General features: G+C 71.6%; 10 protein-coding genes. 4 read left to right on the top strand and 6 right to left on the bottom strand.

The annotated features are described in order from the left end of the window. Window positions 1–251: 251 nt before the first annotated feature. On the top strand, window positions 252–1,655 hold the full coding sequence (gene sthA, locus ACZ6KY_RS22150) for a Si-specific NAD(P)(+) transhydrogenase (RefSeq protein ID WP_469312007.1): 1,404 nt from the start codon (window positions 252–254) through the stop codon (window positions 1,653–1,655). 100 nt (window positions 1,656–1,755) lie between these two features. Here the strand turns inward: sthA and ACZ6KY_RS22145 are convergent, their stop codons facing one another. Then, a complete protein-coding gene (locus tag ACZ6KY_RS22145) occupies window positions 1,756–2,775 on the bottom strand; it encodes an LLM class flavin-dependent oxidoreductase (protein WP_469312006.1) in 1,020 nt (339 codons plus the stop codon). 531 nt (window positions 2,776–3,306) lie between these two features. Between ACZ6KY_RS22145 and ACZ6KY_RS22140 the strand changes: the two genes are divergently transcribed. From ACZ6KY_RS22140 to ACZ6KY_RS22130, 3 genes are all read left to right on the top strand, one after another. Next, window positions 3,307–4,251 (top strand): NADP-dependent oxidoreductase, encoded by a 945-nt coding sequence (locus ACZ6KY_RS22140; protein WP_469312005.1) that lies wholly within the window; start codon window positions 3,307–3,309, stop codon window positions 4,249–4,251. A gap of 140 nt (window positions 4,252–4,391) precedes the next feature. Continuing rightward, the gene (locus ACZ6KY_RS22135) at window positions 4,392–5,249 is read left to right on the top strand and encodes an AAA family ATPase (protein ID WP_469312048.1); all 858 of its coding nucleotides are present in this window, start codon (window positions 4,392–4,394) and stop codon (window positions 5,247–5,249) included. 8 nt (window positions 5,250–5,257) lie between these two features. Continuing rightward, a complete protein-coding gene (locus tag ACZ6KY_RS22130; RefSeq protein ID WP_469312004.1) occupies window positions 5,258–6,616 on the top strand; it encodes a VWA domain-containing protein in 1,359 nt (452 codons plus the stop codon). 39 nt (window positions 6,617–6,655) lie between these two features. On the opposite strand, the gene ACZ6KY_RS22125 is transcribed toward ACZ6KY_RS22130, so the two are convergent. From ACZ6KY_RS22125 to ACZ6KY_RS22105, 5 genes are all read right to left on the bottom strand, one after another. Next, complete coding sequence (locus ACZ6KY_RS22125; RefSeq protein WP_469312003.1) at window positions 6,656–7,627, bottom strand: alpha/beta hydrolase; 972 nt, start codon at window positions 7,625–7,627, stop codon at window positions 6,656–6,658. A 183-nt stretch (window positions 7,628–7,810) separates the two neighbouring features. Next, window positions 7,811–9,673, bottom strand: a complete 1,863-nt coding sequence (locus ACZ6KY_RS22120) for a M1 family metallopeptidase (RefSeq protein ID WP_469312002.1) — start codon at window positions 9,671–9,673, stop codon at window positions 7,811–7,813. A gap of 285 nt (window positions 9,674–9,958) precedes the next feature. Next, the gene (locus ACZ6KY_RS22115) at window positions 9,959–10,621 is read right to left on the bottom strand and encodes a spherulation-specific family 4 protein (RefSeq protein WP_469312001.1); all 663 of its coding nucleotides are present in this window, start codon (window positions 10,619–10,621) and stop codon (window positions 9,959–9,961) included. Beyond that, window positions 10,618–11,547: an NAD-dependent epimerase/dehydratase family protein gene (locus ACZ6KY_RS22110; RefSeq protein WP_469312000.1), complete on the bottom strand. Its 930-nt coding sequence runs from the start codon at window positions 11,545–11,547 to the stop codon at window positions 10,618–10,620. Before ACZ6KY_RS22110 ends, ACZ6KY_RS22115 begins: the two co-directional genes overlap by 4 nt. Before the next feature lie 7 nt (window positions 11,548–11,554). Further along, window positions 11,555–12,268, bottom strand: coding sequence for a nucleotidyltransferase family protein (locus ACZ6KY_RS22105; protein WP_469311999.1), 714 nt, complete (start codon window positions 12,266–12,268; stop codon window positions 11,555–11,557). Window positions 12,269–12,294 lie beyond the last annotated feature (26 nt).

Genomic DNA, 12,294 nt, shown 5'->3' with positions numbered 1-12,294 from the left:
GACAGGGCGCAGGACGGGTACCTGTCGCTCCGAGGGTGCAGGAGCGGGCGGCGGCCACCCGGACGGGGACAGGAGGGAGGGCGCAGGGCGGAGGGATGTCTTACGGACCTGGGGGAGCGCCGCCGTACGGACCTGGGGTGCCCGGCGGTTGACGGCGGCGGCACCGCGCGCTGTCGCTTCATCCGTCACTCCGGCGACTGATCACCCGTTCACCCTTTCGGGAAGCGGTCCCGGGCTGACAGACTCCGCAGGTGCGCGACTTCGACATGCTTGTCATAGGATCCGGCCCGGGTGGACAGAAGGCCGCCATCGCGGCGGCCAAGCTCGGCCGTCGGGTCGCCGTCATCGACCGCCCCGACATGGTCGGCGGGGTCTCCATCCACACCGGAACCATCCCCTCCAAGACGCTGCGTGAGGCGGTCCTGTATCTCAGCGGCCTCAGCCAGCGGGATCTTTACGGCCAGAGCTACCGCCTGAAGGAGGACATCACCGTCGCCGATCTGACCGCTCGCACCGAGCACGTGGTCAGTCGCGAGGTCGACGTCATCCGCAACCAGCTCTCGCGCAACCATGTGTCCCTGTTCGCCGGTACCGGCCGTTTCGTGGACGACCACACCGTCGCCCTGGTCGAAGTGAACGGCAACGAAAAGCTGTTGAGCGCCGACCACATCGTCATCGCCACGGGTACGCGTCCGGCGCGGCCCGACACCGTCGAGTTCGACGGGCGGACGATCATGGACTCGGACAACGTCCTGAACCTGGAGCAGGTGCCGCGCTCCATGGTCATCGTCGGCGCCGGTGTGATCGGCATGGAGTACGCCTCCATGTTCGCCGCCCTCGGCTCCAAGGTCACGGTGGTCGAGAAGCGTTCCGGGATGCTCGACTTCTGTGATGTCGAGGTCATCGAGTCGCTGAAGTACCACCTGCGGGACCTCGCCGTCACCTTCCGGTTCGGTGAGACCGTCGCCGCCGTCGAGCGCCACGCCCGGGGCACGCTCACGGTCCTGGAGAGCGGCAAGAAGATCCCCGCCGACGCGGTCATGTACTCGGCGGGCCGACAGGGCCTCACCGATGAACTCGACCTGGACAAGGCGGGGTTGTCCGCCGACCCGCGCGGCAGGATCACCGTCGACGAGCACTACCGCACCGAGGTGCCGCACATCTACGCCGTCGGGGACGTCATCGGCTTCCCGGCGCTCGCGGCCACCTCGATGGAACAGGGCCGTACGGCGGCGTACCACGCCTGCGGAGAGCCGGTGAACCGGATGCTCGACCTCCAGCCGATCGGCATCTACACCATCCCGGAGATCAGCTTCATCGGCCGGACCGAGGATCAACTCACCGCGGACTGCGTACCGTTCGAGGTGGGCATGTCCCGCTACCGGGAACTGGCCCGGGGGCAGATCATCGGTGACTCGCACGGCATGCTGAAGCTGCTGGTCTCGCCCGAGGACCGTAAACTCCTCGGCGTCCACTGCTTCGGTACCGGCGCGACCGAGCTCATCCACATCGGTCAGGCCGTCATGGGCTGCGGCGGAACGGTCGACTACCTGGTCGACGCCGTCTTCAACTACCCGACGCTCGCCGAGTCCTACAAGGTCGCCGCCCTGGACGCGACCAACAAGATCCGGCAGATCGACCGCCTCAGGGACTGACCGCCGCGAGACGCTCCCGGGCGGGCGGGGACGGCGTGTTCGGCGTCGACCCGGCCCCGCCGGGGGCGATCACGCCACCCGGCGGGTTCCCCGGCTCCGTTCAGGCGGCCGGTCGCCACCCCAGCGCCGGGCCCAGCTTCGTGGCGATGTCGGTGAGGATCTGCACGTAGTCCTCGTGGCCGAAGGTGAACGGAAGGGCGAACGCCACCTCGTCGATCTCCCTGAACGCGGCCTGGGCGTAGAGCTGTTCGGCGATGTGGTCGGAGCTGTCGACGAGGTCGGGCGCGAACATCAGACGCGCGGGCCCCTGCGGTGTCGTCGTGCGCGGCAGCCGCCCCTGGGCGTACTCCTCGTACTTCGCGCGCTGCTCGGGGGAGGCGCTGTCGGTGGGGATCACGACGAGCCCCTGCGAGACGCGGGCGCCCTCGCCGTCCGGGTGGTGGGCGCGGAAGGCCCGCACATGGGAGAGCTGGATCCCGGCGAAGTCCTCGGACTCCTCCGCCTTCACGACGCTGCTGGTCAGGAAGTTCATCCCGTGCTCGCCCGCCCACCGGGCCGACCGCAGGCTGCCGCCGCCGTACCACATGCGGCGGCCCAGGCCCAGGGAGTGCGGCTGTACGCGGTCCGAGAAGACCTCGAAGCCCTCCGTCCCGCTGAAGTCGGTGGCCGGCTTGCCGCGCACGAAGTCCAACAGCCGTTCCACGCGCGCGTATCCGAAGTCCTCGCTCTCGCCGGTGTCGGGATAGAGAGCGTGCTTCACCCGCTCGTAGTGCATGGGCGGGCCGACGCTGACTCCCGGGTTGAGGCGGCCACCGGCCAGCACGTCGACGGTCGCCAGGTCCTCGGCGAGTCGCAGCGGGTTCTCCCAGCCCACGGGTATGACGGCCGTCCCGAGCTCGATGCGGCGGGTGCGCTGTGAGGCGGCAGCCAGCACGGCGACGGGCGAGGAGATGCCGTACTGGAGATGGCGGTGGCGCAGCCACGCGCTGTCGAAGCCCAGCCGCTCGCCCAGTTCGATGATGCCGAGCGTGGACTCGTGGCCGCGCCCCGGGTCGTCCTCGTCGAAAAGGCCGATGGTCAGGAAGCCCAGTTTTCGCAGGGGGCGTGACGGCAGTGGCACAGGCTCCTCCATCGTTCGCGGCACGCCGTGACGAACATCGGCGCTACCGCAGATTGTTGCAGGCGGTCACCGTGGGCCCTCGGGAGGACCGGCCAGGTCAGGGAGCCACGGCGCGGGGCGTCCGCGCGTCGCGCCGTGCGGGACTTCGCGAAGACACTGCGCGACACGGTCCGGGCATGGCACCGTGGACGGAGGGTCTGGCCCGTCGCTCCCCCCGTGGTGACGGGTCAGGCCTCTCTGCCGCCCGGCGCGCCTTCCCGCGGCCGGCCGCGGGACCGTTCACGGCGCGGCCAGGACGCCTCGCGGCCCTCGATGACCGGGAGCCCGCTTCCGCTGCCGTACGAGGCACCGGTCGAGCCCCGTGGGAAAGGCGCCGCTCCCGCTCTCGCGACGGCGCGGGGCACGGGCCCGGCAGGAAAGCCGCCGGTCCCGGATCTATCGTGAAGAACGGCCGGTCCGTGCCGGAGCCGCAGGACCCGATGGCGATCGACTCGACGGCGGCCCTGTGCCGTCCCGATGAGGAGGAACCGGATGAACGGCACGATGCACGCGGTGCGCGGTCATCGGCGGGGCGGGCCGGAGGAGCTGATGTACGAGGTCGCGCCGAAGCCGGTCCCCGGTCCCGGTGACGTGCTGGTCGAGGTGCGGGCGGCGTCGGTCACCTCGGGGGAGCTGGGCTGGGACGCGACCTGGACCGACAGCTTCGACGGTACCGGCAGCCCGCGACTGCCGGTCGTGCCGTCGAAGGAGTTCTCCGGAGTCGTGGCCGAGCTCGGTCACGGTGTGGCGGACTTCAGGCCCGGTGAGGCGGTCTACGGTCTGATTCCCTTCACCCGGGACGGGGCCGCGGCCGAGTACGTGACCGTTCCCGCGGCGGATCTCGCCGCGAAGCCGGGGTCGCTCGACCACGAGCGGACGGCCGCGCTGCCGCTCGCGGGTCTGACGGCGTGGCAGGGGCTTGTCACCCATGCCGGTGTCGCGCCGGGGCAGCGGGTGCTGGTGCACGGCGCGGCGGGTGGCGTGGGCTCGTTCGCGGTGCAGGTCGCGGCCGCGCTGGGGGCGGAGGTGACGGCCACCGCTGCGGCCCGGGACGCGGACTTCGTGCGTGGCCTGGGCGCGGAGACCGTGATCGACTACGCCGGCCGGCGCTTCGAGGCCGAGGTGAAGGACGCCGACGTCGTGCTCGACACCGTCGGAGGGGACACCCAGGCCCGTTCCTGGCAGGTGCTGCGTCCGGGCGGAGTGCTGGTCAGCGTCGTCGCGCCGCCGACACCGCCGGACGGGGCGGACGCCCGCGCGGTGTTCTTCGTGGTCGAGCCGGACCGCGCCGGTCTGGAGGAGCTGACGGCACTCGTCGAGGCGGGCCTGCTGGTTCCGCAGGTCGACCGGATCGTGCCGCTGGAGAGCGCCCCGGGAGCGTACGCGGCCCTCGAACGGGAGCACCGGCGGGGCAAGATCGTACTGCGGGTCTCCTAGGCCCCCTGGGCCTCGGGGGAGGGACGCCTTCCCGGAGCCTTCCACCGGGTGCCGTGGGGGCCGTCACACGTGACAGCGAGGGTGAACAAGCGCTTAGATAGTGAGCCCGACCTCGTCCGCGCGTGCTGGAGGCCCCGTTGCTGTTCACATCCGTCGACGACGTCTCCGCACGCCTCGCCGACACGGGCTATCTCGCGTCTCCCGCCGTCGCCACGACGGTCTTCCTGGCCGACCGCCTCGGCAAACCCCTCCTGGTGGAGGGCCCCGCCGGTGTGGGCAAGACCGAACTCGCCAAGGCCGTCGCCCAGGTCGCCGGGGCCCGGCTGATCCGCCTCCAGTGCTACGAAGGCGTCGACGAGTCACGGGCGTTGTACGAGTGGAACCACGCCAAACAGCTGCTGCGCATCACCGCCGGCCGGGACGAGACGTGGGACGAGACGCGCACGGACATCTTCAGCGAGGAGTTCCTGCTGGCGCGCCCGCTGCTGACCGCCATCCGCGGCGACGACCCGAAGGTCCTGCTGATCGACGAGACCGACAAGGCCGACGTCGAGGTGGAGGGCCTGCTGCTCGAAGTGCTCAGCGACTTCCAGGTCACCGTCCCCGAGCTGGGCACGATCGCGGCGACCAGCCGCCCCTTCGTCGTGCTCACCTCGAACGCCAGCCGCGAACTGTCCGAGGCGCTGCGCCGCCGCTGTCTCTTCCTCCATATCGGCTTCCCCGACGAGGAGTTGGAGCGCCGGATCGTACGGCTGAAGGTGCCCGGACTCGACGAGGCGCTCACCGAGTCCGTCGTGCGGGTCGTCGGGGCGCTGCGGGAGATGGACCTGCGCAAGGTCCCCTCCGTCGCCGAGACCATCGACTGGGCCCGCACGCTGCTCGCGCTGGGCGCCGAGACCCTCGACGAGGACGTCGTACGCGCCAGCCTCGGCGTGATCCTCAAGCATCAGGACGACGTACTGAAGGCGGCGGCCAAGCTCGACCTGGGCGCCGTGTGAACGCCGCCGTGCCGACCGCCGCAGTCGCGGACCGGCTGACGGGACTGGTCGGCGCACTGCGCTCGCACGGCGTGCGGATCGGCACCGGCGAGACCGTGGACGCCGCTCAGGCGGTGGCGGCGCTGGGCTTCGCGGACCGTGACCGGCTGCGGGAAGGGCTGGCCGCCACCCTGCTCCACAACCCGGGACAGCGGCGGGTGTTCGACCCCGTCTTCGACGTGTACTTCCCGCGGGGCGTCGGGGCACCGGACGGCGCGCCGCCCGCGGACCGGGACGATCTGCGGGACCGCCTCGCCGCCGCCCTGGCCGCCAACGACGAAGCTCTCATGGGGCAGTTGGCCATCGAAGCCGTCGACGGGTTCGGCGGCTACGAGGGTACCACGGCCACGGACGGCTGGTCCTCGTACCAGACGCTCGACCGGCTGCGACCGCAGACGCTGATGGCCCGTGCGCGGGACACGGTCCGCGCGCGGGGCGGCGGGGCGGGGTTCACCGACCGGCTGCTCGAGGACGAGATCCGCCGCCGCATCGAGGTGTTCCGCGGGCAGGTCGCCACGGAGGCGCGGCGCCGGATCGCCGAGCGGCGCGACCGTGACGAGATCGCCCGGCGCGCGGTGGCCCCGACCGCCGACCGCGTCGACTTCCTGTTCGCCGGCCGGGACCGGCTCGCCGAACTCCGCAAGGTCGTACAGCCGCTCGCGCGCAAACTGGCCACCCGCCTCGCCGCGCGCCGCCGCCGGGCCAGTCGCGGCACCATCGATCTGCGGCGGACCCTGCGCGGATCGCTGTCCACGGGCGGGGTGCCGATGCGCCCGGTGCTGCGCAGACGCCGTCCCGTGCGGCCCGAACTGGTGCTGCTGTGCGATGTGTCGGGGTCGGTGTCGGGCTTCTCGGACTTCACGATGCTGCTGGTGCAGGCGCTGCACGACCAGTTCAGCAAGGTGCGGGTGTTCGCCTTCGTCAACCGGGTCGACGAGGTGACCGGGCTGATCGGGCCCGGCGCCGCCGACCCCGAGGGGCTGAGCGCCCGGATCCGTTCCGAGGCGACGATCACGGGCTGGCACGGCAGCAGTGACTACGGCGTCGCGTTCGGCGAGTTCGCCGAGCGGTACACCGGGGCGGTCGGCTCCCGGACGACCGTCTTCGTGCTCGGTGACGCCCGTACGAACATGAGTGATCCGAACCTTCCCGCCGTCCGGCAGCTCACCCGGCAGGCCCGCCGTGCCTACTGGCTGAACCCCGAGGCCCGCTCGCAGTGGGGCACGGGCGACTCCGCCGCCCTCGCCTACGCCGAGCTCGTCGAGATGCACGAGTGCCGCAACGCCCAGCAGCTCAGCGCGCTGATCGGCCGCCTTCTGCCCGTCTGAACGACCGTGGGCGCGGCGGCTGTCGAGGATAGTGAGCCGTCATGGTGCGAGGAGCCTGCGCAACCAGGCTACGCGGGCGGCGCGGGCGGTCCGGGCGAGCGCGGTGTGCGGGGCGAACGAGTCGAAGCCGTGGAAACCGCCGGGCCACACGTGCAGTTCGGCCACTCCGCCTGCCTGCCAGATCCGCGACGCGTAGTCGACGACCTCGTCCCGGAAGGTCTCCGCGGAGCCCACGTCGAGAAAGGCCGGGGGCAGTCCGGACAGGTCGGCGGCCCGCGCCGGGGCGGCATAGGCGGGCACGTGCGGGCCGCCGCGGGCATCGCCCAACACGGCTGTCCAAGCCGTCGAGTTGGCCGTACGGTCCCAGGCGCCGACGCCCGCCATCTGGTGCGCGGACAGAGTGTCGTTGCGGTCGTCGAGCATCGGATACATCAGGACCTGCCCGAGCGCCCGCGGCCCCTCGCGGTCCCGGGCGAGCAGGGCGAGCGCCGCGGTCAGGCCGCCTCCCGCGCTGGCGCCCGCCACGACGATCCGCTCCGGGTCGCCGCCGAACTCCCCGGCGTGCCGCGCTGTCCACAGCAGACCGGCGTACACGTCCTCCACCCCGGCCGGGTACGGGTCTTCGGGCGCCAGCCGGTACTCGACGGACACCACGACCGCGTCCAGTTCCTTCGCCCACTCCAGGACGACCTCCACCCCGGCCCGGTTGGTGCCGAGGACCATGCCGCCGCCGTGGGAGTGGTAGATCACCGGGCGCGGCCCGTCCTTCGGGGGCGCGACGGGCCTGACGACGAACAGCGAGATGTCGGGCGCGCCCTTCGGCCCCGGAACCGTCAGGTCCGAGGTCGTAAAAGCGCCGCCGTCGGTGAGGTCGTACGCGGGCACCGCGAGTTCCTGTGCCGCGCGCAGGGCGGCGATGTCCGCAAGGCTCGGCCCGGAGGGCGTGGACCCGCCGACCGCCGCGAGGGCGACACCGAGTTCGGGGTCGAACGGGGGCGGTACCAGCAGCATGACATCTCCTCGCGGCGAGCCCGGCGGCTCACTCGACCATGATCGGGCGCCGTGCGCCCGGACCGGGAGCCGCCGTACGGCGGAACCTGCCCGCGACCCGGCGGACCATGCGCGCCGCGGTGACGCCCGAAGGCGCCACCGCGGCGGACCGGGGGATCAGTCAGCTGTCGATACGGTGATCGGTCAGCCGTCGATACGGTGGGTCGTCCAGAACGACGTCAGGTCCGTGGTCGTGGCGGCCTGGGCGGCCGCCTTGAACTCGGCCGTGGTCGAGACGCCGTACCAGTGGGACGTGGCGTAGTCCTTGAGGAGCTTGGCCATGACGGTGTCGCCGAGCACGCGCCGCAGGTCGTGCAGGGCGCACTTGCCGTAGCCGTAGACGACGGTGGAGTAGCGGGACGAGTGCGCGTCCCAGTAGGCCATCGAGTTGGTGATCTTCTCTGCGGTCGAGGCCCAGGAGGTGCTGTTCCAGCAGTTGGTGCCGGTGAGGCCCTGTGCCAGGTCGGTGGCGTAGTCCGTGAACGCCTCGTCGAGCCACGGGCTGTTGTACTCGTCGTCGCCGACGATCCCGTAGAACCACTGGTGACCGATCTCGTGGGTGAGCGCCGTGGTGCTGACCAGGTCGAGGACGAACCCGGGGTACTCCATGCCGCCGAACCAGTAGTTGTTGTCGATCACCGCGTCCAGCTCGCCGTACGGGTAGGCGCCGAAGCGCGCCGCGTGGGCGTCCACGGCGGACTTGGCGGTGGTGAGCATGGACTGGGCGTTGGCGGAGCTGATGCCGGTGACGGTGTAGATGTTGATCGCGGTGCCGGCGGGGGAGGTGCCGGAGATCTTGGTGAACGGCCCGGCGGCCCAGGCGAAGTCACGGACCTTGGACGCGGTGGCCGTGGTGATCGTGCGGCCGCTGGAGCCGGCGGTGTCGACCGAGGTGCCGGTGGCCGGGACCAGCAGGCTCGTCGGGTGGTCGAGGGTCACCTTGAAGTCGGCGGCCAGGGAGTAGAAGGACTCGCCGTTGTTGGTGTACGGGTCCAGGTGCCAGCCGGAGCCGTCCTTCACCGCGAGCACGGGCAGCGCGTTGCCGATGTTGTTGAAGGCCCCGTCGTAGCCGAACCGGTCGGCGCCGCTGGGTACGGTGATGGCCAGGTCGAAGCCGATCGTCGCGCTCTGGCCCTGTGCCAGCGGTGACGCCAGGCTGATCTGGAGTGCCGTGCAGCTGACGGAGAGGGCGCCCGCGGTGCCGCCGCTGACGTTGCTGACGGCGATGGGCATCGCGGAGCAGGTGCCGTGGTAGTTGTCCCACAGCCTCAGGTACACCTCGCTGAGCGCGGTGGAGGAGGCGTTGGTGAAGGTCACGCTCTCGTGACCGGTCCAGCTGGTGCCGCTCGTGTTGCTGGTCAGGCTGACCGTGTAGGCGGGGGCGGCCGGGGTGCGGGTGGAGTCGGCCGGCGGGGTCGTGTCACCGGAGGTGTTGAGCGCGAGGTCGTCGAGGACGAAGCTCGTCTGGAGGCTGGAGTCCTCGGTGCCGGTGAAGGCGACGGTCACGGTCTGGCCCGCGAACGCCGACACGTCGAACGTCTTCTGGGCGTACCCGGACGCCTTGTTGAGGTTCGAGTACGTCGCCAGCGTCGTGCTGCCGATCTTCGCCGTGAGCTTGTCGTAGGCCGTCGACGAGGTCGTCTCCGCCGTGTCGATGTGCAGCCAGAAGGTGAGGCTGGCGCTGCTGCACCCGGACGGGATCGTCACGCTCTGCGAGAGCGTGTCGGTGTGGGTGCTGCCGACGCCGTCCAGCCAGGCGAAGCTGGTGCCGCCGTGGGCGCTCTGGCCCGTGCGGCTGGTGATCACGGTGGTCGAGGACTGGGTCCAGGGCGAAGTGCCGCTCTCGAAGCCGCCGTTGGTCACCACCTGGGACGGGGTGCAGGCGGCCGCTGCCGCCGGTGCTGTACGCGGCGAGGCGGCCGCGGGGGTGCTGGGGAGCGAGACTGCGGCCAGGGCGGCGACGACGAGAACGCGTGCCGCCAGGGCCTTGAGGGGGGTCGGTCTCACACGAAACTCCTTTGAGGCGGCCGGGATTCCGGCCTGCTCGGTGGCCGCCCGGGACGACTGGGGTGCGCCGCTGGGTGGCCGCGGGCCGCGCGCGGGTGCGCGCGGTCGCTTGGTGAGATTTCCGTGCCGTCACCCTGGGGTCAGGGCGACGGCACCTGGAAGCCTCGCAGATTTGACCGAGACATGCCATCGAACTGCTGGAAAGGAGGCCGCCGCGCCGACGAGGAGCCGGGGTGCGGGCAAGGAGGTCCGGGCGCGGGAACGGCGCTCTGGGACGTGTACCGCTCAGGCCTCCGGCTGGCTCAGGGCGGGCGTCAACCGCGCCCACGGATTGGGGAGTTCACCCGTCACAGGACCGGCCACCGCCGCACCGCGCTCACGCGCGGTGCGGACGGCGAGCGGAACGAGCGCCTCGGGGACGCCGTAGACCAGATGACAGAACCGCTCGGGCGGATGCCGCGCGGTCCAGGCCGGTCTGCTGAACGCCGACACGTACGTGGACCAGTGGCCCTCGAACGTGACGAGCAGATCCGCGAAGCGCGCGTACCCCGGCGCCGGGTGGACACCCATGTTCAGCACGACCGGAGCCGAGCCGAGCCGGCGCAGGCTCTGCACCAGCCGCTTGCAGCCGGGCATCGCCTCCGGGGTCGGCGCCACCTGGTCGAGGAAACACCCCTCGGTCCCGTACCAGTCCCGGTGCCGCAGGACCTCGTCCGCGACGAGGTCCGGATCGCGCGCGCCGTAGTCGGTGTCGACATAGCCGAGCAGCCGGGCGCCCGCGGACCGCAGCGCGTCCGCCGCCGCGGTGAACGAGGGATCCGGGCCCTCGCCCGGCCCGTCGGCCGGGTTGATGACGACCCCGTACGTACGGTCGGCCGACCTGATCAGGCGGTGCCAGGCCCCCGGGTCCTCGCCCGGGTGGACGTACAGCGGAATCAGCAGGCTCATGACGGCCGGTCGTCTTCGGGACGCGGAACGGGAGCAGTCCCCGCAACTGCCGTCCAGAGCGCCGCCAACGAGTCGTCGAGGGTCAGGGTGGGCCGCCAGCCGAGGGCCTCCCCGGCGGCGGTGATGTCGGAGCACTGCCACGACACCTCGCCCGAGCGGGCGGAACCGCCGCCGTTCTCCTCGATACGCCCCCGGAACCCGGCGACGCGCGCCAGACCGCTCACCAGGTCGCGCACCGGAACGGCCTTTCCGCCCCCGATGTTGAGGACGCGTGGCAGCTGTCCGGGGGCCGTCGCCGCGGACACCGCCGCCCGTGCCACATCGCGTACGTCCACGAAGTCGCGGTACGCCGACAGGTCGCCGAGGCGGATGACCGCGTCCGGGTCCGTGCCGGCCTCCGTGAGCAGTCCCGCGATCCGGCCCGGCAGCCCGGCGGCCGGCGCCCCGGGCCCGACGGGGTTGCCCACCCGGAGCACCACCGCGTCGAGTCCGGAGGTGGTGACGGTGACCGTGCCGGCGAGCTTGGTGGCCCCGTACGGGGTGAGGGGACAGGTGGCGGCGGACTCGGTCACGCTGGTGTCGCGGACACCGGGACCGTATTCGGCGGCCGAGCCCAGATGGACCAGCCGGGCGGCCGGCGCCGCCTCGCGCAGCGCCGCGCAAAGAACGGCGGGGCCACGGGAGTTGACCTCGGCGAGGGTCACGGCGTCGCCGCCGGTCGCGCCCGCGCAGTTGATCACGGCGTCGGGCGCGGCCGCCGCCAGGGTGGGAACCAGCCGCTCCTTGCGAGCGGTGGCCAGGTCGATGCCGAACTCCGCGGCGGGCGAGCGGCCGCCGCCGAGCACCCGCACGCCCGGAAGGGTGTGCAGGTGCTCGACGACATGGCCGCCCAGATAGCCGGTGAAGCCCAGGACGAGAATGCGCATGCGGTGGTCAGGCTCCCTTGAGCAACAGCGACTTGCGGGTGGTGAACTCGGCGTTGGCCCGGTCGTAGTCGTCCGGGCGGCCGATGTCGAGCCAGTACCCGTCGAAATCGTAGGCGTGCGGCTCGTTCCGGGTCCGCAGCAGGTCGAGGACCAGCTCGTCGAAGCCCAGCGGCAGCCCCGGTGTATAGCCCTCGAGCGTGGACCGCGACAGACCGTACACGCCCATCGAGACGCGGTAGTCGATGCTCGGCTTCTCGGTGAAGGCGACCACCTTGCTGTCGTCGGTGGTCAGCACGCCGAAGTCGATGTGCACCTTGCGCGCGTACGTCGCGATGGTCAGCGGCGCGCCCGAACCCCGGTGTTGCACCAGGACGTCGCCGAAGTCGAGATCGGTGAGCACGTCGCCGTTCATCACGAGGAACGACTCGGGCAGCCGGTCGCGCATCGTCAGCAGGGGGCCCATCGTGCCGAGCGGGCTCTCCTCCGTGGAGTAGTCGACGGCCATGCCCCACTGGGACCCGTCGCCGACGTAGGCGCGGATGATCTCGCCCAGGTGGCCTATGGCGATGGTGCAGCTGGTGAACCCGGCCGAGGCGAGCTGACGGAGAACGATCTCCAGGATGGCGTGCTGGTCGCCGATGGGAACGAGCGGCTTGGGCAGGGCGGTGGTGTAGGGCCGCAGCCGGACGCCCTTGCCTCCCGCCAGAATCACTGCGTGCATGAGGCTCCTCCTTCGTGGGACGTGCC

Source organism: Streptomyces sp. NPDC042002, from assembly GCF_055588305.1.
This window is presented reverse-complemented; position numbering and strand designations above follow the sequence as displayed.